Source organism: Desulfobacterales bacterium (genome assembly GCA_029211065.1).
In the GTDB taxonomy this organism is placed as follows: Bacteria; Desulfobacterota; Desulfobacteria; order Desulfobacterales; family JARGFK01; genus JARGFK01.
On sequence record JARGFK010000076.1, the window covers coordinates 1 to 23445 of the forward strand.

Here is a 23445-nt window from a genome sequence, read left to right on the forward strand (position 1 = left end):
CGCTGCCGGCGGGATAATCGGAGACAAGAGCGAATATATGGCCAAGCGGGTTTTGTGGGTGAAGTGCGCCTAAAAATCGGCTTTCGAGTGAGTTTGGTGACGATCAGAAAAAAACAGACTGGTCCGGCGCGTAATTTTTGTTAAAAAAACTCCGCTAATCCCAAAAACGTCCGCGCTCAATATTAGGCGGTGGATTTAGGGGTGAAAAATGCCGTTGACAATTTTGCCTCTCTGTGTTATTAAGCTAAAAAGCTCTCTTTAACAAATTTTTTTTATTGATTCAAGCATCGGCAAAGTTGTCAAGACCGTTTTTAACTTTTGAGTCCTGCTGAAAACTGTTTTCAAACATTAATAGGCTGATCGCATCCGAATTTGGCACGATTGTTTGGATGTTCATAGAAGGCTTTGAGCAACAGCCCGTTTTGTTTCGACCCATGGATTTTCAGGTGTTGCGGTCTAAATAAGTCTCATTAATAAGCATCAATTTTCGTATCGTTCTTTTCCAAAAAGATGCTATTATCAGCGGTTATTAGCTAAAAGCAAGACTTTAATCAAAAGGAGGAAGTTATGGCTGAAAATGAGGTTGTCACCGACACCCGCGTGAGCATGGTGTCGCAGATGGGCAAGGCCGAGGACTGGTGGGCGATCTGGCTGGCGGCATTTTTTTTCATAGTCGTCACCGTCTTCACCTTTATCTGGAAGCCGCCGGTGGAAGAACTTCCCAAGTACCGGGCGATCATGGATCAGGAAATGGAACAGGCCGGCTTCAGAACAATGGCCTACACGGAAGCTGAAAAAAAATTGAAGAGTATCAGAGCCAGGAACCACGGTTTAACCAAAACGCTGCGGAGTATAACCGATCGACCCAAAGGATGGTCGACCAATCCGATTCGGTCCTTTTATATGAGCGAATCGGCCGCGGCGGAAAAAAGAGCTGCTGCAGCCGATCGCTTCGAAAGAGCCAAAGAAAATCTGGCAGAGGTCAAAACCAAAGCGGAGGCGGCTGAAAACGCAGCCCGGCAGGCCCAGTTCAAAGACCCTCAACTCAACGAGCAGGCCAGATCGGCCCTTGCGGAATGGAGAGAGGCATCAGCCGCCCACTCCAAAGCCAAGGCGGCCGCCAACACCAAACCCTACAACTTGATTCCTTCCCTGATTGTTCTGGGTATAGTGATGATGTTGTTTTTCGCTATCGGGGGCAAGTTTATCGGTTTCAACCTGCGCGAATACTTTATCGGCTTCCCGGTTATCTATTTGCTCTCGATTGTCTCCTATATGCTGGGAAACCAAGCCACATTTAAAGCCTTGGGCATATCCTATGTGCTCTTTGCGATCTTTTTGGGCCTGATAATTGCTAATATCACCGGGGTGACCAAGAGCATAAGAACCGCCGGGCAGACCGAGTTTTTCATCAAAACCGGTCTGGTTCTGCTGGGGGCACGTATTCTTTTCGGGCAGATCGCAATGATCGGCATCCCGGGCCTTTTTGTCACCTGGGTGGTTACACCGATCGTTCTGCTGGTGACTTACTGGTTTGGACAGAACATCATCAAGGTTCCTTCCAAAGAGCTGAACATCACCGTCTCTGCGGACATGTGCGTATCCGGGGTTTCCGCGGCCATCGCCACCGCGTCGGCCTGCCGTGCCAAGAGGGAGGAACTGACACTTGCAATCGGCATGTCCATGATCTTTGTCGCCATCATGATCTTCGCACTGCCTGCCATCGCCAACATGGTGGGCATGCATCCGGTCCTGGCAGGAGCATGGCTGGGAGGGACGGTGGACAACACCGGCTCGGTCGTGGCCGCCGGGGAACTGATCGGTTATGAGGCAATGGTTGTGGCGGCCACGATCAAAATGATCCAGAATATCATGATCGGTGTCATCGCCTTCGGCGTTGCCGCATACTGGGCCCTGAAAATTGAACCGGAGCGGGAAAGAAAACCCGGGGAATCTCCGGTGAAACTGTCTTTCAGCGGTGCGATGTATGAAATCTGGTACCGTTTCCCCAAATTTATCCTGGGTTTCATCGGCGCTTCCATCGTCTTTTCCATCATGCAGGCGGCGGTATCCATGGACTGGGGTAACGCCATGGTCAGTGAGGGCGTTCTCTCCCTCGCTAACCGGTACCGCGGCTGGTTTTTCGGCCTTGCCTTCGTTAGCATCGGGCTCAGCATCAATTTTCAGGAATTGAAGGAACCCCTCCGGGGTGGAAAACCTGTCATCCTGTATGTTTTCGGACAGACATTCAATCTGATACTGACTTTCCTCATGGCATGGCTCATGTTTATGGTCATCTTCAGGGACATCACCGAAAAATTGATGCTCGGGGTGTGATACCCTATCGGAGTGCAGCTGCATTGACCAATCCAAAACCAACCGGGGGCGGGAGACCGCCCCCGGTCTCCCTTTTAATGCGATGGCTGAAGTTGTTTCTGGTTGCGATGGTAATCGGCGCATGCGCGTATCTGGGTTCTAGCCTGGAACGTCTGCCGTTGGTCGGATCCGCCATAACCACTTTGCGTGAAAGCGGTATCAGTGTGGGCGCCTGGTATTACGATGATGTGGAGGAGGTTTTCGAAGCAATGGATTTTATACGGGAAACGCTCGGGCGCGACACCTCTGAAGGATGAGCAAGGTACGGTTTTAGGGGGGGCTTTTCGATGATTGCGGCAGGCCCGTATGATACCGACCGCTGCGGAAAAGCGAATGGACAAGAGCCTGGATAAGAAATATTCCCTGGTGCTGGAGCGGGAAAAACAGTTTGTCAAGCGGGTGGTTTACATAATGCGGGCACATACCCAGCCCCCCTGGTGGCATATGCTTATCCCGTTCAGGTTTTTGTTCGAACATATGGCCCGTAAGCGGGATGTGCGGGCGTTTTCGGCCACTCATCTGTACCTGAAGCAAATAGCCCTGTCCGCGGCCCGCTGGGATGTGGAACCAGGGGATCCGGCTGCAAGCGGCCGGCAGATGCAGGCACGACTCAGGGATTACTGGCTCCATATGCAGACAGTAAAGTCAGGAGAGATTTACGAATACTTGAGCGAGTGGATGGAGCTGCTCCGGAGCCACTATCACCGGCTGCTGAAAGCATCGGGAAAAAATTATCAAACCTTGCTCCAAAACGCTTACCCTTCCAGCGAGTACCGGGATTTTCTTTCCCGGCTGACGGATCTGGAAAGGAAAATTGACCGGAGCCTTTTGCTCGTTCAGGGAAAAACGGATACCATATCCGCTTTCATTCAAAATAAGCAAAACGCATTCGCTAAAGTTCGTGAACGAGAATTGAGGGAAACCCACAAGAATATTGATCAATAAATCTCTGTTAAAGGCTGATTTATTTTGATAAATGGTTCAGCTCTTCTTTGCGCAGTTTTTTACTACTTGCTTCAATCTGTTTGATCACTTGTATTGATTCTTCTGAGGTGTGTATATAATTTTTAATATATTCGTTTAGTTCACGCTCCGCCTTTTCAATAATGTTTAAGTATTGCAAGTACTTACTGCGATTACTATAGACACCGGCAAAAATTTTCTCAAATGTTTCCCCTGACTTTTTCAACAACGCCAGGTAGTGCGTTGCCATCACCTGAATCACACAAACCTGTTTTTCCGCCAGAACTCTGTCCTGCTCCGAAATATCCAGTTCAGGGAAATAATCCCGGACATCGTAGAGGATTTTTCCTCCAGCGACGGCTTCTTTATAAGCCTTGTCCAGCGCTTTCTTCCTGGTTGTCAAAATGTTCTCGGCGAAAAAACGTACGCTGAGTTTATACTGTTTGATTTTATAAAAATGATGTACCAACAGAATCGGAATAAAAATCATCCATACTGATGTTTCGGGTTTTTTTACCACATCCATCGCCAGCCTGTAGGAAAACTGCTCTTCGTGGGCATGAATTAAATCATATTTTTCTTTTAAAGAAAAAGTCACATTTAGCCTCCCGGTTTATTCATATCCAGAATACAGAAAGATGGCGACAATTGCAACAGAGTTGCTGCAGGTTTTTTCGGCCTTTCGTTTGGATATGGTGGACAAAAGGCGACATATCATGTGGATTTTAAGGTAAAATCGTCGACCATCTAAACGGAGTATTATGCTGGACCAGAGTGAAATCAACAATATTCTTATGAAAGCCCGTGTTCCGGAGCATTCCGCGGCATTTATGCGGGCCATGTCCGGAGGCGAACTTTTCGTGATTGGGCGCTATCTGTTCATTGCCGCACAAGACTGGCTGCTCGCCATAGGCTATCCGCTGGGAAACGATTACATGCCGGAGGAATTCGACCAAGCGGTGCAGGCCGCCGTGAGCCGCACCGGCGCACGAAAATGCTGGGCCGTCTGCCCGGCCCTCCCGGACCGACTGAAACCCCACAGCCGGAACCGGGACTGCTACTATATCCTGCCCGCCGATTCCGGCACACCACCCCGGCTGGAACGCCTTGCCGAGCGAGCGTCCGCCACGTTGACGGTGGAGCGGAGTACTCAATTCGGCCCGGCCCACCGGCGCCTTTGGGCCGAATTTACCGCTCGAAAACCGTTGCCCGCCAATGTGCAGGAACTGTTCGCCCGCACGGAAGATGTCCTTGCAAAGGTGGACGGACTGCGGCTGCTGAATGCCTGGGACCCGGAAGGCAATCTGGCCGCCTGTCTGTTGATCGACGAGGCCCCGGTCCGTTTCACGACCTACCTGCTGGGCGCCCACTCCCGCGTGCATTACACACCGTACGCCTCGGATCTGCTGTTTCGGGAAATGATCGTCGCCGCGAAAGACTCGGGCAAGGAATTCCTGCATCTGGGACTGGGAGTCAATGACGGCATCAGGCGGTTCAAGACCAAATGGGGCGGAAAACCGGGTCCGGTCTACGAATCGGCCGAATGGAGTGAACAAAAAAGCATCGGCGGCGATGTCAGTCAGCTTATCCGTTCAATGACCGTCCTGTCCGCAGAGCCCATGAGCAAGCAGGAATTCATAGACAGCCGTCCCCGGCAGCGCCCTTTCCGGATGATCTGGGAAATAGAGAAGGACGGCCGGCGCTCATGGATCGGCGGAACCGCGCACTTTTTCTGCTACAGCTTCGAGTCCTCGTTTTACCGGCTCTTCGAAAAGGCGGATCATATCCTGTTTGAAGGGCCCCTCGATCAGCCAAGTCTTGACAGTGTTGCAAAGATCGGGCGAAACCCGGGGCCGGATTCCCCGCGTGTCATCGATCATCTGAACGAGGAGGAGATTCGTCGCCTTGAACGGGTCGTATGCGGGCCCCGCGGGTTTTGGGCCAAATTGCTGAACAGCCAGTGGGACAATCCGCCGGATGTACGTCACATCCTTGCCGAAACCCGCCACTGGATGGCTTTTTTTTCGCTGTGGACCGGCTATCTGGCCCGTCAGGGCTGGACCGGATCCGTCGATCTGGAGGCCTGGCAGATCGCCCGAGAGATGGGCAAGCCCATCCACTACATGGAGAGTATTCCCGATCAGGTGGAAACCCTCGAGAGCATCCCGATTCCCCGTATCACCCATTTTCTTCGAAGTTGCCGCCGCTGGGGACGCTACACCCGACGGTTCGTGCGCGCCTATCTCAAGGGAGATCTGGACGGGCTTTACGGTACGAGCGTCGAGTTTCCGACGCGTACCGAAACGGTGATCCGGCGCCGGAACCATCTTTTCCTGAACCGGATGAAACCTTTTATCGAAACAGGCGCTGCCGTGGTTTTTGTCGGCTCCGCCCATATGATCAACCTGCGCGGCATGCTGTCCGATACAGGATTCCGCATCCGGAGACACAGATGAAATGAATCCTGATTCCAGTGAAAAGTTCAAAGCACCGGGTTTTTGGGAAAGCCTCCGGGAGGCTTTTCTGGGGGCGCCCCGAACCTTTGCCTGCCTTCAGGTGGAAGTCACGTCCCGCTGCCCGGCCCGCTGCAACTACTGCCCGCATACGACCTTAAAGGATGTGTGGCAGCCGCGGGACATGAGCCTGGAGACATTCGGCCGGCTGTGGCCGGCCATGCGGGCAAGCGCCCGGGTGCACCTGCAGGGCTGGGGCGAACCGCTGATGAATCCGGCCTTTTTCAAGATGACCGCGATTGCGAGAAAAGCCGGCTGCCGTGTATCCACAACAACCTGCGGCCTTCATCTGAACGAGGAACTGGCGAGAAAAATCGTCGACAGCGGCATCGACATCATCGCCTTTTCTCTTGCCGGCACCGATGCCGCCACCAACGAAGTGCGCCGCGGCGCCGATTTCGAAAAAGTATGCCGATCCATCGCCACATTACAGAATATCCGGCGTGCTCGCGGCGGAGTCCACCTGGAAGTCCACTTTGCCTATTTGATGCTCGCATCCACGATGGAATCGGTTCGGACTCTTCCGGCCTTGGCAAAAGAGCTGGGGGTCCACGCGGCCGTCGTCAGCACCCTCGACTACATTCCGGCTTCAGGTTTTGAAAAGGAGGCCTTTGGCCCCCACGAAGCCGAAAAACTGGCCCAAGCAACCGGATGGCTCAAAGAAGCCGAAGCTAAAGCCAGGGCTTTGGAAGTAGACTTTCACTGGTCGCTGCCAAGTCCCGACGCACCCGGAAACGAATGTCGGGAAAACGTCTCCCGCTGCTTTTATATTGCTGCCGACGGAGCCGTATCTCCCTGCGTCTACCTGAATCTGCCGGTGCGTATGGAAGACCCCGGACGCCGGATCTTCGGCAATGTCAACGAGCGTGAGGTGCTGGAAATCTGGGCTGATGAGCGTTTTCTGGCTTTTCGCAAAGCCCTGGCGAGCGGCGCACCGGACCCTGCATGCAAAAGCTGTCCGAAAAGGTTTATGGCCGGATGAATGCTTATACAGACTTTTCGATGGGGTATTTATCTAAAACGGAGAGTCCGACCAGATAATGGCCCTTAAAGCGGCCCTGCTCGCTTTTGGTGATGTGCCGGATTTGGGTTTTGATGTTTTCAATGGAAGCGGATGTTTCCTTCGGATAATATTTCATTTCAATCACATCATCAACTTTGATGTGATTCATGACGGCGGAGTTTTCTTTTACCAGGATGCACATCCCCTTATTGGAAATATCCCAGATTTTAAACTGATAAAAGGACCCGATGCTGTATATTTGAAACTCAACGCAATGGTACTGATCGGTATACGATCGGGGTTCGGAACGGCGTCCATCCTGGGAATCCGTGAAAGAATCATTTGACATGGTTTTCTCCGCGTTTTTGGGTTTCGTTTACCTGCCGGATTATTTCGGCTTATTGTTTTTCTGAACCGAAACAGGAGCCGTCGAATTTGCATCCGTTAAAGCGGCAGATTCGAAAGCCGTTTTTCTCCGAATTTCATGGGCAGCACCGTAGCCAGAACACAGATGATGAGTACCAATACAAAGGAACCGACGATCCAAAACCATTCAAACGGGGTCAAAGCCTGTTTACGCAAGTCCGCCATAAAAAGGCTGTAGACCGGACTCGCCTCCAGCACGATTACCGTGCTGATGAATCCGGCGGACAGGGCCATAAAAAGAAAGCCGCCGAAACTGGTAACGGTTTGGGTCGGATTTTCGGAATTGAAATCTGCATAAGCCGCACCCAGTCCGATCCCCATGGAAACGACCCCCGGGACGATAAAAAACATGGTTATGGTTGAAAGCGCCATCATAAACGGCGTTACGTTCAGAAGTATATTCGTGGCAACTGTAATGATTTCTGACAGAAAAAGCAAGGGAACAAAATATATGGTAAACTTTATCCATAAAAAGGCTTTCAGGGTCACCGGCGCAGACTTAATCAGCCAGAATGCCTCCCCCTCGGTGCTGACAGCCGGATAAGCGAAGCGGGCGGCAATGGCGATCAGCACAAACGAAGCCAGGCCCATATTTAAAAATGATAACAGATTCTGCAGATAAACGGTCTGAATGGGAGATTTTTCCAGCGGCAGCACCTTGAAGTTATAAATATAGATGATCACGAGGGCCGCGATCAGAAAAAGCTGGGACCATTGCGTTTGGTCCCGCAAAAAGGTTTTGACTTCTTTTACCGTCAGGGCGTGGATCGGGTCCGGCAAAAAGGCAAGGAAGCGGCCTCTGGAGCCGTTGAACTTAAAAAAACGCATGGCTGCCGTCTGGGTTTTTGAAAGCCCTTTAAAATAGACCGCATCCGCCATAATAACATTCAAAAAAATCAGAACAAGGGCGCCGCTCCAGGACAGCGTGGTATGGAACAGCGCCGTCATCGTCTCTCCAGTGAGGGCCGCACGGATGCTGTCGTAGGCCCAGGTGCTGGGAAGAAACGGGGATGCGGGCGTACGCAGCGTATTGAGATAGACCAGCACCGAAGCAAACGCTTCCGGATCCACCAGACGCTCGGGGCGCAGCAGGCGGAATGCCAGGAACAGAATCAGAAACAGGGCGATGCCCAGAAAGACGAAAATGGATCGAATGCGGCTGGCGGGCACCAGCATTACCGCCAGCATCACCAGAAAAGAACTGATGACGGATGCGATCAGGCTGAGGGCGACAATCGTCAAGGCAAAAATTAAAAAATAAAATGGCGTTACCTGAAAGACAATGCCGTATGCAAGAAAGACCGGCAAGGTATAGACAATGACCATCCAGGAACTGTCGATGGTGCTTTCGATCCAGCGGGCCAGGAAAATTTTATAGCTCGAAACCGGCATGGAATGAACCAGGGCAAGATCCCGGCTCAGGTATAGCTTGGAAAGAAAGGTCAGAATACTGCTGAAAATCAGCAATGAAAAGAAAGTGACCAGGATCATAGAGAGGAGCTTGTAGGCCAGCAGGTCGCCGAACCCTTCAACACCCTTGAAATAGCGCAGGATACGGTATGACAGAATAAAAATACCACCCCAAAAAAAGGCGCCCAGCACCCCGAAAATTAAAATCTTGATCAGCTGCCCCTTATCGGTTTTGAGCTTGATCGGGTTCTTAAAGGACCAGATTCTTGGTTTTAAAAGTGTAATGATATCTTTCATATGTTGTGCAAAATTCAGCCGTTAATTTTCGGTTGTCAGCTTGATGAACACATCCTCCAGGGCTGCGCCCTGGAGGTGGGTATTTTGTCTCAACTCGTCGGTGGTACCGATTGCCAGCAGGGCGCCCTTGTGAATAACGCCGATGCGATCACAGACGTCTTCAGCCACCTGCAACGTGTGGGTGGACATGAAAATGGCGGCGCCTTCAGCGGCCAGGCGTTTAAACAGGCTTTTCACCATCTTGATGGCGACCGGATCGAGCCCCACCATGGGCTCGTCAACGATGATGACTTCCGGGTTATGCAGCAGGGCGGCTGCCATGATCAGACGCTGTTTCATTCCGTGAGAAAAAGATCCGATCAATTCGTTGGCCCAGTCCAGGAGTGAAAACAGGTGCAATTTTTCTTGGGCTCTATCCACAAAACCGGAACCATCAACGCCGTACAGCGCTGCCGTAAACCTTAAAAATTCCATGGCGGTAATTTTTTCATAGAGATACGGCCGATCGGGGATAAAGCCTATTTTGGTTTTGGCCTGTTCCGGATGGGTCGCCATGTTGGTTCCGCAAATATTCACGCTGCCGGAAGTCGGGGCCAGCAATCCGCCCATCATTTTAATGGTGGTGGTTTTGCCGGCGCCGTTGGGTCCGATGAAGCCAAAGATCTGACCGGCGGGAACGGTCAGACTTAACGTGTTCACCGCAAGGGTTTTGCCATAGTGCTTTGTTGTATTTTGAAGTTCAATCATATGATCCAAAGGTTCAAGGTTCAAAGGTTCAAGGTTCAAGCGTTCAAGGGTTTATTTTTTTAATGACTTTCAGCATTCTTTCAACCTTTTCGAGTTCCAGATTGGCAGCTAATACGGAGATAATTCATATTTTCAAAACGGCAGGATCTCCAATTTCACTTTGCCGATGATTCCCATAATATCGAGCTGCAGGGAGTGTGCACCACTGGAGAAGCGAATGTGGGTTACGTCGGCCGGCATCTGGCCAAATAAGGCGTCCGCCGTAATCCACTCACCAAAGTATAGATTATTCCAGGCATGGTAGTAAAATCGCCCGTTTAAGTAGACCAGCCCGGCTTCGACTTTAACGGGAATACCGGCCGCCCTGGCAAGAGCCGACAGCAGCATGGCATGTTCGTTGCAATCCCCCACACGGTTTTCCAGGGTTGAAAGTGCATCCGGCAGCGACAGGACCGGGCGCTTTTCAATATTTTGATACACCCAGTCCATCAGTTTTTTGGCTTTGACTACGGCGGTATCATCCGCCGACACGACGGAATCTGCCAGTTTTCTGATTATGGGGTCATCCGACTGGATAAAAAGGGATGGTTTGAGAAATTCGGCCATGGCGTCATTCCCGCTTTTTTCAGCACGGTCGGACGGAAGCCCGTTGAGGGATTCCCGGACGATGGTCAGGGTATTCTGCCGGAATGTCTGTCTGCCGCCGTCCAGAAAGACTTCACTTGATTGAATCCCGTCGATTTTTAACCGGAGCCTGTCAAGCTGTTCGGCATTTTCGATTCGGATATTCGCGGGAACCGAAGCCACTTGGGTAAGGTCCTGGCTGGATACTACCGGAAGCCCGAACAGGGCATCCGTTCGGGTGGTTTTTTCAAGACTGATTCCCAGAAGTCCCTGTTCCTTTAATATTTCGCCGGATTCTCCGATCCAGGCCAGCTGGGTGGCGCCTTTAAAAGACAGGGACACTTTCCGGGCTTTCAGGAGCTGCCCCATGATGCGGATATCTTCCCGGCCCAGCACCCGGATGTCCACCGGCTGCCGGCTCATGGTGGCCGGATCAAACACGAACAGCGTCAGCACCTGGGAATCGTCAAATTCGGAAGCCATGACCGCATCGATAATGCCGGTGGTTAGATAAAGTTTCTGATCCAACTGGAGCGTGTCTTTCCGGGGTGAGCCGGAACTTTGCGAGATAATCGTGAGGGCGTTGTCCGAGACCGACCCCTTGGCGGTAAACTGAAACCGCCCCGAGCTTATTTTAAAATCAAAAGCCGCCAGGCTGAAATCAGGGTGGAGCCTTCCGGTGGTGTTGAGGTTGATGTCCTGGACCATGCCCATGGTATTGATGCGCAGATACAGGGTTTCCTGCAATTGATAGCCGGTGGGCATCTTCGACAGGGTTGAGTGGGATACGCCGATTTTTTCACCATTTTGAAAAATATTTTTCCAGGTATCTTTTTCCGGCACGGATGCATCTGAAGATATGGCAATGCTGAACTGGTCTGCCGGACGTTCATCAAAAAAGCCGATTCGCTGGGAAAAAAGGGTTAAAAATAGAATTCCGGAAAGGGCTGCCCCTATCCAGAAAATTTTCATTCTTTTAAAATACATGGCATCCGTATGATTTGAATGTGGTCGCTGTTGTCAACAAACCGTCCCATTTCAGTGCAAAACCGCTGGGGCGTTCATAACAGTGACGCAAGCGATAGGGTATTTTACTCGGTATGCTCTTTAATGACTTTGCTCCGTGATGTAAACGAAATACCCTGCTGGCCGTATGTGCCGATCATCACCGATTCGATGATCGGCGGGTTGACCATCCGGGCAGACGACCACTTGATGATAAAGTTGGCGCCCGAACCGCCGATCTTATCGGCTTCCTTGATAATAAAACGGGTTGTGGACAGGGCGTTGAGTTGCAGCGGGCCTTCAATATATTGTTTGATAAGCTTGCCGCCGGAATCGTTATAGTCCGCCAGCAGGATATCAATGGGATAAACGGGGTCTATGTTTCGGATGCTCACGGTTACCGCCAGATAAAACGGCTGCTCCCGGTTGCCGCTGTAAATGTGAGAATAGATCGGGACATACAGGGTTTGCCCCTTTGACAGAACCGGATCGGATTCGGCCCGGACATCCCCATGGCCGTTAGGGAGGAATCCGGACAGCAGAAGGAACAGAACCACTATTACGGATGTTTTAGGAATATTCATCTATAATTTTCCTTTGACTGGTTAACCCCGTTTGAACGGGATCGCCTCTATTTTGAGCGAGATTCAGGAAAAAACTGAAAAAATAATATAACAGGTTCATCGTCAGTACAATGATTTTTTTCCCAAAGCCTGCTAAAGACCTGCAATGATTCGGGTCGGCAATATCTTCAGCAGGCGCGCGATGATGCACCAGGGCATGGCCGGAACCGTGGACGACCGAACCTTGCGTTCGATCAAGTTTGCCATCAGCAAGGCCGCTTTCTCAGTCGAAATCAGAAAGGGCCGGCTGCGCAGCATCCGGTTCAGGGGGGTGTCGATGTAGCCGGGGTAAAAGACGGTGACGGCTATGTTTTTTCGGTACGCTTCGGCCCGCAGGGCTTCAAGATAACAGGCAAATCCGGCTTTTGAGGCGCAATAGGACGATCCCCGTGGTGTGCCGCGAAACGCTGCCACCGAACTGGTGCCGACAATGTGACCGCTTCCCCGTTGCAGGAAATAGGCAACCGCAGCATCAACCGTTGCCATGGCGCCGATGAGGTTTGTCTCGATGGTGCGCCGGGCGCTGCTGAACTCCCCGGTGCCGATTTTTTCCCCCAGACCGATGCCGGCATTGGCAAAAACGATGTCCAGTCCCCCCAGGTCCTCAGCAAACCCCTGGAGGGCAGGGGAGATGGTATCGTATTCGGTCACATCGAGCCGGCGGACGCTGACCTGAACCGCGGGATGGACGCGTTCGATGTCCGTCCGGACCGTTTGCAATTCTTCCAGGCGTCTTGCGGCAAGCGCCAGGGCATAGCCGCGACCGGCCATTTCATGCGCCAGTGAGCGTCCAATCCCCGACGAGGCGCCCGTTATCATGATGGATTTTGTCATGGGGTTCCCTCCTCCGGTTGGCATAATTTACAGTGCATAACTTTGGATATTCTATATCAGATGTTGCCTTTCTTGTAACAATATAATATGAAAACAAACCTTTGGTATGAAAAAAAATGGAGCACATATATGAAAGTCAATGAGGTTCCCCAGGAACGCGGCATCATGCCCGAAGACCTGCATGAAGTCTGCTACGCGGTGGATGAAGGCGGCAACTACGTTTTGGCCGAAAGTGTCGGATGGGAACCGAAAAATGTCGCCAACGATCAGGCCTGGGAGGTCATTCATGCCCAGGTGGCGGATGCGTTGGAGAAAATCCATGCCGGCCGGCAGAGCCCCCTGGCGTTTCACATGGCCATAAACCAGATGAATATCAGCCTCCTTGCCAAATATGTCCGCATGAACCGCTGGCGGGTCAAGCGCCATCTGAAACCGGATGTGTTCAAGGGTTTAAAACCCGACATGTTCAGGCGATATGCCGAGGTTTTCGGTATTACGGTGGAACAGCTTATGAAAGTTCCTTCCAACGCAACGCATTGTTTTAAGAAAGTTTTACATCCATGCAGATAGATTTCAAACACAGGCTGTCGGCCCATTGTGAAAGCGGCGTTTCTTCAAACCTGCTGTTTCATTACGGGGTGGATATCAGCGAAGCCATGGTCTTTGGCGTCGGCGCCGGACTCTTTTTCGGATACCTTCCGTTTATCAGGATCAATCATCTTCCGTTGACAACGTTTCGCTGTGAAGTCGGCGGCATACTGAAGCGCCTGACCCGGAAACTGGGGGTGAAAATTCATTTCGAAAAATTCCGGAATTCCGAAAAGGCAATGGCGGCGCTGGACCGGAGCCTTGAAAGCGGAATTCCCGTGGGCTGTCGAGTCGGCGCATACTGGCTGCCCTATTTCCCCTCGGCTTACCGTTTCCATTTTAATATGCACAATCTGGTGGTTTACGGCAAAGAGGGGGATGACTATCTCATCAGCGATCCTGTTTTTCCGGAGATACAACGATGCTCTCATCAGGATCTGGTGAAGGCGCGTTTTGCCCAGGGCGCATTGGCGCCCAAAGGCACGATGTATTACCTGACACATGTGCCCAAGGATATCGACCTTCGCGGCCCGATTTATAAAGGCATCAAAGAGGTCTGTCATCGGATGCTGAAGGTGCCGGGACCCATCATCGGGGTGCGGGGCATCCGCTTTCTGGCCGGCCAGCTGGAAAAGTGGCCCCGGAAGCTGGGTAAACGCAAGGCCTCACTTTACCTCGGCCAGCTTGTGCGCATGCAGGAAGAACTCGGCACCGGCGGGGCCGGCTTCCGCTTCATGTATGCCGCCTTTCTGCAGGAATCCGCCGGTATTTTAGAAGAAAACAGATTGCTCGACCTGTCTGACAGGATGACCCGGGCCGGCGACCTGTGGCGCAGCTTTGCGGTTATCGGCGCCCGCAACTGTAAAGACCGGGCCACGGAGTCGGATTCATTCGGCGCCATGGCAGATATTCTCAGGGACTGCGCCCTGAAGGAAACCGAAATATATAAGGAGCTGTTAACTCTCGTAAAAAAATAGAACGCCATGGCCATTAAAGAAAAACTCAAACATATTTTTATTGAGACGTTGAACCTGGAGGGCGTCACCCCGGAACAAATTAAGGACGACGACCTTCTTTTTGGAGACAAATTCGGTCTTGATTCCATTGATGCGGTTGAAATCGTATTTCAGGTTGAAAAACATTTCGGTGTGAAGATAAGGGATATGAAAGAGGGGCGTCCGGCGCTGCAGACCATCAATACCCTGGCCGCATTTATCGAGGCCCGCCAATAACCATGGATCCTTTAACCCCAGTCGCCATAGCCGGAATCGGGTGTATCTGCTCGGCAGGCCTGACCCTGAAAGACAGCATCGCGTCCCTGTATCGCGGGGAGCGCCGGCCGGGGCCGCCGGTCTGTTTTTCGTCTTCACATCCTGACGCTTTCCCGGTTTTTGAAATTCGGGAAGATTTATTTGATTCCCTGATCTGGCAGGAAAAAGATGTATTCCGGACCTGCCGGCTGGCAGTGACGGCAGCCCTGGAGGCAATCGACAATGCCGGACTTGACCGTGAATTTTTAAAAAAGAAACGGGTGGGGGTCTGTATCGGGACCAACGTGGGGTGCTGCGTTAACAACGAAGCATTCTACTTGAACCACAGGGAGCGGGACGGTCTTCTGGCACTACCGGCCAGCAGATTCCTGATGAGCAATCCCACCAGCGTTATCGCTGCCGAATTCTGCCTCGACGGCCCGCTGCAAACCGTGGTGAACGCCTGTTCGGCCGGAAGCGACGCCATCGGGCTTGCCGCTTCATGGATCCGCGCGGGATTATGCGACGTGGTGATTGCCGGCGGCGCGGACGAATTGTACCAGGTAACCTATACCGGCTTTAAATCGCTGCTCATTTATGACGAGGCGCCCTGCAAACCCTTTGATGCCGGCCGCAAAGGGCTGAACCTGGGCGAAGGCGCCGCGATTTTTATACTCACCTCTGAAGACATCCGGAAAGAAACAGGAAAAAAACCGCGGGGGGTTTTATGGGGCTACGGCTCGACAACCGATGCCCATCACCCCACCAATACCCGGCCGGATGGTCTGGGGCTGAAAATGGCGATACAGGAGGCCCTGGGGGCAGGGGGGATTCATCCCGGGGATATCGCCTTTGTCAACGCCCATGGAACGGGAACCCGGGACAACGATCTGATCGAGTGCCGGGTTTTGAACGACATACTGCCGGGGGTGCCCTTTTTATCCACTAAGGGATATACCGGGCACACCTTGGGCGCTTCCGGCGCTATTGAAGCGGCCTTTTCCATTGCCTGCCTCGAAGAAGGCCGGATACCGGGAAGCGCCGGTTTTACGACGCCGGACCCCGAGCTGGGACCGGCATGGCCGGTCAGGGAAAATTATCCTGTCAGCGGCCGGATCGCCCTGTCACAAACCCTGGCTTTCGGGGGCAACAATGCGGTCCTCGTTCTGGGGATCGGGGAGTAGGCCATTGAACATCGGCATTAAAGGCATCGGCGTCCTAGGCGGCTTCGGTTGCGGCATTGCCGAACTCGAAAGTTCCCTTCTTTTGGGAAGCAGCCCGCAGTCTACGGTGGCCATGAACACGTTGGCGGGAAGTCTGGATGTCCCGGCGTTGACCGCCCGCACGGACAGGCTTTCCGAATTCGTCGATAAAGGCGCCCTGCGCCGTCTCGATCATTACATCCGCATGGCGCTCCTGGGATCTTATCTGGCGCTTGAGGATGCCGGCATGCTGGACGCCAAACAACGGCGCATGGGGATTATCGTTGCCACGGGATACGGTTCCACCTGTAATATGATGGACATTCAGCAGGCCCTGAACAATGACGCACCCCTCATCTCCCCCACGCGATTCGCAAATTCCGTCCACAATGCCGCGGCAACCCACATATCCATTCTGCTGGGTGAGATGGGTCCCAGTTTGTCGGTGAACGACTATGACGTGTCAATCCCAGCGGCTTTTTTAAGCGCCTGCCAGTGGCTGCGGGAAAAGCGGGTTGAAGCCGTTTTGGTGGGCGGCGTTGATGAATACTGCCGGGCGCTGGGATATAACTGGTACCGCCGTTACCATTCGGCGGACCCGGAAAAAAACAATCCGGCGGATTCAATCCCGGAGCGTGCCGTTATGGGCGAAGGGGCCTGCTTCTTTGTCTTGACGCCGGAAGCGGATGCTTCCCCTTATGGCTGCATCGAATCGGTCCATATGGGGAATTACACCCGTGGGCGGAAGGATGTGGCCAAAGATGCCGTTTACTTTTTGAGTGTCGACGCTTACAGCGAGTTTGACGATCCCTATGCCGTTTGTCTCCCCGAAGAAACAAAAGTGGCGTCCTATACCCATTTATACGGCGGCATACCCATCGGCATGGGGTTTGACATCGCCATCGCCGCCCTGAGCCATAAGGTCGGTAAAATCTATAGATCCGATGAGGGGGTCCGTCACCATTCAAACCGTTTAGATATCATCCGAAGCGAGGAACCCCTTGGGACCGGCGGCATCTGCTGCCTGAAGCTGGGCGCCGGCGGAACCCTGGGATCGGTTCAGGTGGGGCGGTTTTGACCGCGTGTTTGGGATTTGTATTTTTAAAACAAAAAACCGAAGCTAAGTACAGTATTTCGTAGGTACGCTGACGTTTTAAAATCCCTCCCAACCTCCCTTTATGAAAGGGAGGAGAATAGTTTCCCCTTTTATTAAAGGGGGTCAGGAGGCTGTCCGATAACCTATAATTCCTCTCCCCCTTGCGGGGAGAGGTTAGGTGAGGGGGGGTATGTTTTCAGCTGCTCACACCCTCACCCCAGCCCTCTCCCTCAAGGGAGAGGGAGTTGTCGGACATGCTCTCAGGGGGATTTTTTCAAGGCAGTTAGTTAAAATCCATTTTGCCGAATACGTCACCTTATTTATGAATATGTGTATTAAGCCGGCAGACTCTGACCCGGCCATGAGGACCGTAATTTTCTATGCAGGAATAATCGATGCAGACAACAGATTCTCTTAGAGAAAATAAACCGCCGGCCGGAGAAGAAGCGCTGGTTGTCCGGGACCTGGTTAAAATATATAAAGGCGCTTCCGGTCCGGCCCTTGCCGGGTTGAATATCGCTGTCCATACCGGAGAGATCTTCGGCCTGCTGGGGCCCAACGGCGCCGGTAAAACCACCGCTATTTCCATCCTGAGTACGCTGCTGCGTCCCACAAGGGGAAACGTCCGAATTTGCGGCATCGACGCCCTCAAACATCCGGGACGCGTCAAGGGGTTGATCGGTCTGGTACCCCAGAACATCGCACTTTATGCCGGTTTGACGGCCCGGGAAAACCTGCGCTATTTCGGCAAGATCTGCGGACTCAAAGGGGAGGCGCTCAATGACCGGGTTCAGGCCTGCCTCGAACTGGCCGGGTTGGAGAACAAGGCGGACCAGCGCGTGTCCGCTTACTCCGGCGGAATGAAGCGCCGCGCCAATCTGGCTGTGGGTATTATCAACAATCCGCGACTCCTTTTTCTGGACGAACCAACGGTTGGCATCGACGCCCAGTCCCGGAATATGATCCTGGAAAAATTATCCCAGCTGAAGAATAACGGAACCACCCTGATCTATACCACTCATTATATGGACGAAGCCGAGCGGCTGTGTGAACGTATCGCCGTCATGGATGAAGGGCGCATCATTGCGGAAGGGTCCCCCAAAGCGCTTATCAACCGGCCGCCCGGGCATGCCGGCCTGGGAGACCTTTTTCTGGCGTTGACCGGAAAGAATCTGCGGGATTAGATATGATTTATAAAACCGCTGCCACCATATTAAAGGAGCTGCTGCTGCTCAGCCGCGACAGGACCGGCCTGCTGGTCCTGTTCGTTATGCCGGCCCTGCTCGTACTCGTGATGACGCTGGTTCAGGAGAATGTCCTGAAAACCATGGGGGAGAGCAATACCCGGCTCCTGCTTATCGACCACGATGGGCAGGAAGTGGGGCAGGCTATCGAAAAAAAGCTGTTGGAATCGGGTGCGATTGAAATCATAAAATCCATCAATGGAAAAGCTGTGGATGAAAAAAAAGCCTTGGCGCGGATACTCAAGGGCGATTTTCAACTCTGCGTCATTATACCGGAGGGGACCACCGCTGCCGTTAAAACCCGTGCCCGGCAGGTGGTCCGCGAATCCCTTGCCGTGGATAAAGCGCCGGCGGAAAGCGGTCTGCGGCAACGCGACATTGCCGTGTATTTTGATCCGACGGTGTTCGGCGGTTTCCGTTCGGCGGTGCTCAGCTCCCTTGAGCTGGTGGTCATGGGGATCGAACTGGATGAGAAAATGAACGTTCTGTCCGAACTGCTGCCGGTACATATTAACGGGACCATCCGCAAGGCCATGGGACCGATGCTGCCGGAAGGTTTCGTCAGTGACATACCCGGGATGCGGCTGGACTTGGGCCGGGACCGCCTGTTGAGAATAACAGAGCGTTCCGCATCGCAATACAAATTCGATAAAAAACCCACTTCTGTGCAGCAGAATGTGCCGGCCTGGGCGCTGTTCGGTATTTTTTTTATCGCGATTCCCATGGCAGGCGCGCTCATCAAGGAGCGGCATGATGAGACACTGGCGCGGCTGCTGACCCTGCCGGTTTCATTCCTATCCGTAATGATGGGTAAAATTATCGCGTATGTTTTGGTCTGCTTCACCCAATTGGGGCTTATTGTGCTTATCGGAAAACATGTCCTCCCCCTTCTGAGGACCCCGGTGCTGGATATGGGTTCTGATCCGGTCGCCGTAATGGTTATTTCGTTCAGTGCCGTTCTGGCTGCAACCGGATTTGGGATCCTGCTGGGAACGATTGCCAAAACCTATGAACAGGCTTCCATGGCCGGCCCCATTGCAATTGTGGTTGCTGCGGCCTTGGGGGGGATTATGGTTCCGGTGTATGCCATGCCGAAAATCATGCAGGAAATCAGCCGCTACTCCCCCCTGGCATGGGGTCATGATGCCTTTCTGGATGTCTTTGTAAGGGGGGGCAGTATCCGGACCGTCAGCGGCGACATCATCGCTTTGTTGTCTTTTTTTGTCGCCACCGTGTTGATAGCCTGGATTTGCTTTATGCTGCGGAGTAGAAACTGAGTTTATTCTATCCTAAAAAACCCGCATCTCAGGGATAGTTTAAAGTTAACCGATTTTGCCGTATTTTTTGTTTAAACATACAAATTCCAAAGACCAAACTCCAAATAAATTTCAAATTCCAATGAAAAATGACCAAAACCAAGACGGAAACGTCTATATTCTCGAATTTAGGTCATTGGAATTTATTTGATATTTGGGATTTAATATTTGGAATTTGAACAGGTGAATGCAATTCCAATAAAAAAATCCCCCTGGAAATAACAAAAGCCTGACCCTCTGGGCCAGGCTTTTATTCGGGAATTACTCAGCATATTGTCTGCGAAAGCCTCACACCGGGCTATACCACCGTCAACATCATATAACAATGGGAAAAACGGCCGCTTTCCGGGATGAAGCAGAGGAGCTTCTGGCCTTCTTTTAACCTGCCGGAATGGAACAGCTCTTCCATAATAATAAAAATGGAAGCGCTGCCGGTGTTCCCTTTTGTGGTCAGGTTGGTAAACCACTTGTCGTAGGGGATCTCAAAATTGATGTCTTTCATCCCGTTGTAGAATTTGTCCCGGAAATAGCCTGAAGAATAGTGGGGAAGGTACCAGTCGATTTCCTCAGGTCTGAGGTTGTGTTTCTGAACGACACGGGCCAGTGCCCGGTGCTTGGCGGTCCGGATGATTTCCCGGGCCAGCAGCTTGGTATCCTGCTTGATCAGAAACTTGAAGGATTCCGCACCCGGATCGATTAACTCCGTCTCCCGCCAGCCGATCATGGATCCGTCTTCTCTTTTTATGCCGCCCGCATACATGCAGGTGTCCAGCTCACCGGCATATGAGATGTTCTCGATCCAATCGATCCTGAGGGAAATACGGCCCGGGTTCTTTTCACTGGAAAGAAACACAGCCCCGGCGCCGTCCGAAAGCATCCATCTGAGAAACTCGGCGTCAAAGGCCCGAATCGGTTTTTCTTCAAGGTCGGCTTCCGGTATGGCGTCCGGCGTGAAAAAAGCAGACCGGGAATACGATGAGGCCAGATCGGAACCGGTTGCCACCGCGTTTTGAGTAGAGCCGGTGGCGACGTTCATGAAAGCAAACTTTAACGCGGTCATACCGCAAATGCAGATTCCCGTGGTTGTGACGGCTTCGCATTCCGTCACCCCGAGTTCACCCAATACCATCAGGGCGTGGCCGGGGAACAACAGATCGGGTGTGGTGGTTCCGCAGCTCATGCATTCGATATCCGCCAGCTTAAAATTTTCATAAGGTTTGAGCTTTTTAACGGCCTCGGCCGTCAGTTGGGCGTTTGTATGGGTCATCCGGCCGGTGGATCGATCGACGGCGTAATAGCGGGTTTCGATTTTATTGTTTCTGAGCATGATTTTACGGGTCCGTGAAGGGATGTCATTTATCTTGCCCAGTACATCCTCAATCTCGTCATTGGTGACCGGTTCATTCGGCATGAATGCGGCCAAGTCATTGATGAAAACGTCCATTCTATTTGTCCTTTGTCTGACGGTTAAGTCTGTTTCGGCTGATTCTGTGAAAAGTATGCCACCGCAGACTTTATTTTTTGTTTGTTAAAAATCTGTACAATCCATGAAACCAATGTTGCCAGGGGCGCGATCAAAATAATTGCAACAAGCAGATAATAAAAAAAAAGCCGCACCCGGAATTTCCGATTCGGGTCTGCCGGCCCGCCTTTTTGCATTATAAATTTAGACCAGATTGAAAATACCTTCTGAATTCTTTGCTCAAAGATAATATAAGCGGGAATGACCGGGACGGCGCCATGTTGATTGAGCGTCTGCTGGTCCAGGTCCATTTTCTCGCCTGACAGGGCTTCCAAAATAATATTTCCGAATCGTCTGGCGTCCCGAATGTCTTGGTCTGAAATCCCCGGCCGGGGAAAGATTCCTAAAAAACGGTCTTTTTTGCCGGTAAACATCCATGCCGCGATGGTAACGATGCCGATAAGGTTCATGGCCCGGTCCATCAGAACGATATTCCCCTTGATTTTTCCGCCCAAGGCATTTATTCGTTTTTTCACCTTTTCCTGGGCCAGGATCCACATGTTGCGGCAACCGAGCAGGGTGATCACCGGTCGATTGCGGATGACCTTTTTCGCTTCAGGGGATTGCAGAAAGGCCGAAACCGGTGTTGCGGGTGATAAGTACCAGACGGTATATGCTAAAATTACAAGATCAAAATCATCCTCAGGGTTGAAGCCAAAAGGCTCTAGCTCGCAGGGAATCTCCTGAAAGGCTTCGGGAAAAGCGTCAAGGAACTGCCGGCGGGTCCAGGGGAAGGGAAACTTTTGTTTGGGTCTTAACGCCTCATACACAACTGAAACCGCTTCGGTTTTTTCCAGAGGCGTCAGAACGGATTTGACAATGTCAGTCAATTGACCTGACTGGGAATAATATACAACTAAGATTTTTTTCATTTTTTTAGATTTTAAACCAAAAATTAAGAAAAGGCAGATAATCATACATTAGATAAAAAATCAATGAAAAATGCCGCGGCAATCCATCTGGCTTCGTAAGGGCTGTCTACCATTGACAATTTTCCTAAATTAATGGTAAATAACAGCCTGAATGCTGTGGATGTGCACTATTCATTTACCTGATAAAAATTGGAGGAATTATGATATTCGGCAGCCAATTACAATCGAGAATGCTTCCTGTTGTTCTGGTTTTTATTTTTATTTTTTTAACCGCCTGCGCCCGCGGGGGCGGGGCCCAGAGGGCTGAGACTCAGCCGCAGGCTGAGCAGCAGGCCCAGGCCGGGACCCAGCCGGAAGCCGTAGATCCGCCGTTGCCAAAAAAATATAACAGCATCGTCGTTTTTGACTTTGAAACAACTCCCGAGGTTAAAACGGATTATCCGGACGCGGCCAGGGAATGTCAGGTGAATGTGATTACCGACCTGCAAATCAAAAATGTGTATCATTCGGTTGCGCCTCACAAACCCGGCGCCGCCTATGGAGCCGGCACACTGCTGGTCAAGGCTAAAATTAAAGAGATGCGACTGGTGAGCACGGGTGCACGTATCTGGGGCGGCGCCTTTGCCGGCAGCTCCTACATCAATATGGACGTCATTTTCATCGACGCAGAGACCAAACAGGAAGTGCGTAAAAAGGAAATGAACAGTGCGACCAATGCGTGGGCAGCAGCCTGGACTTCAGGGTCGAGCGATCGCAGCCTCACCGCTGATATGGGTAAAATCATCGCTGAGTATATCGTGTCGGTTGTGCCAAAGAATTAATGAGTTGCGGTCGGAGGCTGTCGGCAGCACCGGAGAGGTGCCGGCAGCAATTATTTTTGGGCCATGGGCGTAAACCTTTGGGGTTTTCCGAATGGGGTTTAATCGGCATATATCATCTTTCGGGTCATCCCGCCGTCGATGACAACATTCTGTCCGGTGATAAATTCGGCCTTGGGGGAAATCAGGTATGCGACCATTGCGGCAACGTCATCCGGGGCGCCCACCCGTCCGGCCGGGTGCTGGCGGTGGTCGATTTCCCTTATTTTCGAATCCCGCCGCAATTTTTTCTTTTTCCATTTCGTGACATCGATCCAACCTGGGCTGATGCAGTTTACCCGGATATCCGATCCGAGACTGAGGGCCAGAGCTTGGGTAAGGGCGACAACCCCTCCCTTTGAAGCTGAATAGGCTTCGGTGTGGGGCTCTGACTGCAGCGCCCGGGTGGAGGCCACGTTGACAATGGCGCCGCGGGTCAGGCGAAGATGCGGCGCTGCGTATTTTGCCGTCAGAAATCAGCCGGTCAGGTTGGTCCGGATCACCCGCTGCCAGTCCGCCAGGGTGATTTCCTCGATCGGACGGCGCCCCGGATCGGCGATGCCGGCATTGTTGACCAGTGCGTCCAGTTTGTGGAATTTTTTTAACTGGGTATGCAGTTAACTCAACCGCCCACTATATGTAGAGGGTTACCTCCAATAATCATTTGGCGCGACACA

At 52.1% G+C, this 23445-nt stretch carries 22 protein-coding genes and 1 pseudogene; 13 read left to right on the top strand and 10 right to left on the bottom strand.

Going from position 1 to position 23445, the window contains the following annotated elements; genetic code table 11:
* The first annotated feature begins 567 nt into the window (after positions 1–567).
* The 3 genes from P1P89_15595 (at position 568) to P1P89_15605 (ending at position 3321) form a co-directional block, all read left to right on the top strand.
* The gene (locus tag P1P89_15595) at positions 568–2337 is read left to right on the top strand and encodes a putative sulfate exporter family transporter (GenBank protein ID MDF1592940.1); all 1770 of its coding nucleotides are present in this window, start codon (positions 568–570) and stop codon (positions 2335–2337) included.
* Between the two features lie 77 nt (positions 2338–2414).
* Positions 2415–2633, top strand: a complete 219-nt coding sequence (locus P1P89_15600) for a hypothetical protein (protein ID MDF1592941.1) — start codon at positions 2415–2417, stop codon at positions 2631–2633.
* Between the two features lie 49 nt (positions 2634–2682).
* Positions 2683–3321: an NF038143 family protein gene (locus P1P89_15605; protein MDF1592942.1), complete on the top strand. Its 639-nt coding sequence runs from the start codon at positions 2683–2685 to the stop codon at positions 3319–3321.
* 19 nt (positions 3322–3340) lie between these two features.
* Here P1P89_15605 and P1P89_15610 read toward each other — a convergent pair whose 3' ends face one another.
* Positions 3341–3937, bottom strand: coding sequence for an NF038143 family protein (locus tag P1P89_15610; protein MDF1592943.1), 597 nt, complete (start codon positions 3935–3937; stop codon positions 3341–3343).
* 163 nt (positions 3938–4100) lie between these two features.
* On the opposite strand from P1P89_15610, the gene P1P89_15615 reads away from it, so the two are divergent.
* Positions 4101–5795: a TraB/GumN family protein gene (locus P1P89_15615; GenBank protein ID MDF1592944.1), complete on the top strand. Its 1695-nt coding sequence runs from the start codon at positions 4101–4103 to the stop codon at positions 5793–5795.
* A gap of 1 nt (position 5796) precedes the next feature.
* Positions 5797–6834 carry a radical SAM protein gene (locus tag P1P89_15620; protein ID MDF1592945.1) on the top strand — a complete coding sequence of 346 codons (1038 nt, stop codon included), beginning with the start codon at positions 5797–5799 and terminating at the stop codon, positions 6832–6834.
* Between the two features lie 4 nt (positions 6835–6838).
* On the opposite strand, the gene P1P89_15625 is transcribed toward P1P89_15620, so the two are convergent.
* From P1P89_15625 to P1P89_15650, 6 genes are all read right to left on the bottom strand, one after another.
* The gene (locus tag P1P89_15625; protein MDF1592946.1) at positions 6839–7204 is read right to left on the bottom strand and encodes a PilZ domain-containing protein; all 366 of its coding nucleotides are present in this window, start codon (positions 7202–7204) and stop codon (positions 6839–6841) included.
* Positions 7205–7299: 95 nt separating this feature from the next.
* Entirely contained in the window at positions 7300–8988 is a 1689-nt protein-coding gene (locus P1P89_15630) for a hypothetical protein (GenBank protein MDF1592947.1), read from the bottom strand.
* Between the two features lie 21 nt (positions 8989–9009).
* Complete coding sequence (locus tag P1P89_15635; GenBank protein ID MDF1592948.1) at positions 9010–9735, bottom strand: ABC transporter ATP-binding protein; 726 nt, start codon at positions 9733–9735, stop codon at positions 9010–9012.
* 132 nt (positions 9736–9867) lie between these two features.
* Positions 9868–11346: a transglutaminase-like domain-containing protein gene (locus P1P89_15640; GenBank protein ID MDF1592949.1), complete on the bottom strand. Its 1479-nt coding sequence runs from the start codon at positions 11344–11346 to the stop codon at positions 9868–9870.
* A 104-nt stretch (positions 11347–11450) separates the two neighbouring features.
* The gene (locus tag P1P89_15645) at positions 11451–11948 is read right to left on the bottom strand and encodes a DUF3124 domain-containing protein (protein ID MDF1592950.1); all 498 of its coding nucleotides are present in this window, start codon (positions 11946–11948) and stop codon (positions 11451–11453) included.
* Between the two features lie 132 nt (positions 11949–12080).
* Entirely contained in the window at positions 12081–12821 is a 741-nt protein-coding gene (locus tag P1P89_15650; GenBank protein ID MDF1592951.1) for an SDR family oxidoreductase, read from the bottom strand.
* A gap of 129 nt (positions 12822–12950) precedes the next feature.
* Between P1P89_15650 and P1P89_15655 the strand changes: the two genes are divergently transcribed.
* The 7 genes from P1P89_15655 (at position 12951) to P1P89_15685 (ending at position 19478) form a co-directional block, all read left to right on the top strand.
* Complete coding sequence (locus P1P89_15655; protein ID MDF1592952.1) at positions 12951–13391, top strand: hypothetical protein; 441 nt, start codon at positions 12951–12953, stop codon at positions 13389–13391.
* Positions 13382–14386 (top strand): BtrH N-terminal domain-containing protein, encoded by a 1005-nt coding sequence (locus P1P89_15660; protein MDF1592953.1) that lies wholly within the window; start codon positions 13382–13384, stop codon positions 14384–14386. Before P1P89_15655 ends, P1P89_15660 begins: the two co-directional genes overlap by 10 nt.
* A gap of 6 nt (positions 14387–14392) precedes the next feature.
* Positions 14393–14641 (top strand): phosphopantetheine-binding protein, encoded by a 249-nt coding sequence (locus P1P89_15665; protein ID MDF1592954.1) that lies wholly within the window; start codon positions 14393–14395, stop codon positions 14639–14641.
* Between the two features lie 2 nt (positions 14642–14643).
* Complete coding sequence (locus P1P89_15670; GenBank protein MDF1592955.1) at positions 14644–15843, top strand: beta-ketoacyl-[acyl-carrier-protein] synthase family protein; 1200 nt, start codon at positions 14644–14646, stop codon at positions 15841–15843.
* Positions 15844–15847: 4 nt separating this feature from the next.
* Positions 15848–16939, top strand: coding sequence for a beta-ketoacyl synthase N-terminal-like domain-containing protein (locus P1P89_15675; GenBank protein MDF1592956.1), 1092 nt, complete (start codon positions 15848–15850; stop codon positions 16937–16939).
* Positions 16940–17352: 413 nt separating this feature from the next.
* A complete protein-coding gene (locus P1P89_15680; GenBank protein MDF1592957.1) occupies positions 17353–18141 on the top strand; it encodes an ABC transporter ATP-binding protein in 789 nt (262 codons plus the stop codon).
* A gap of 2 nt (positions 18142–18143) precedes the next feature.
* Complete coding sequence (locus P1P89_15685) at positions 18144–19478, top strand: ABC transporter permease (protein ID MDF1592958.1); 1335 nt, start codon at positions 18144–18146, stop codon at positions 19476–19478.
* A 337-nt stretch (positions 19479–19815) separates the two neighbouring features.
* Here the strand turns inward: P1P89_15685 and P1P89_15690 are convergent, their stop codons facing one another.
* Both P1P89_15690 and P1P89_15695 read right to left on the bottom strand, forming a co-directional pair.
* Complete coding sequence (locus tag P1P89_15690; GenBank protein MDF1592959.1) at positions 19816–20961, bottom strand: beta-ketoacyl-ACP synthase III; 1146 nt, start codon at positions 20959–20961, stop codon at positions 19816–19818.
* A 23-nt stretch (positions 20962–20984) separates the two neighbouring features.
* On the bottom strand, positions 20985–21911 hold the full coding sequence (locus tag P1P89_15695) for a hypothetical protein (GenBank protein MDF1592960.1): 927 nt from the start codon (positions 21909–21911) through the stop codon (positions 20985–20987).
* A gap of 200 nt (positions 21912–22111) precedes the next feature.
* Here P1P89_15695 and P1P89_15700 point away from each other — a divergent pair, with 200 nt between their 5' ends.
* Entirely contained in the window at positions 22112–22732 is a 621-nt protein-coding gene (locus P1P89_15700) for a hypothetical protein (protein MDF1592961.1), read from the top strand.
* Positions 22733–22830: 98 nt separating this feature from the next.
* Here P1P89_15700 and P1P89_15705 read toward each other — a convergent pair.
* Positions 22831–23385 (bottom strand): annotated as a pseudogene (locus P1P89_15705) (SDR family oxidoreductase).
* Positions 23386–23445 lie beyond the last annotated feature (60 nt).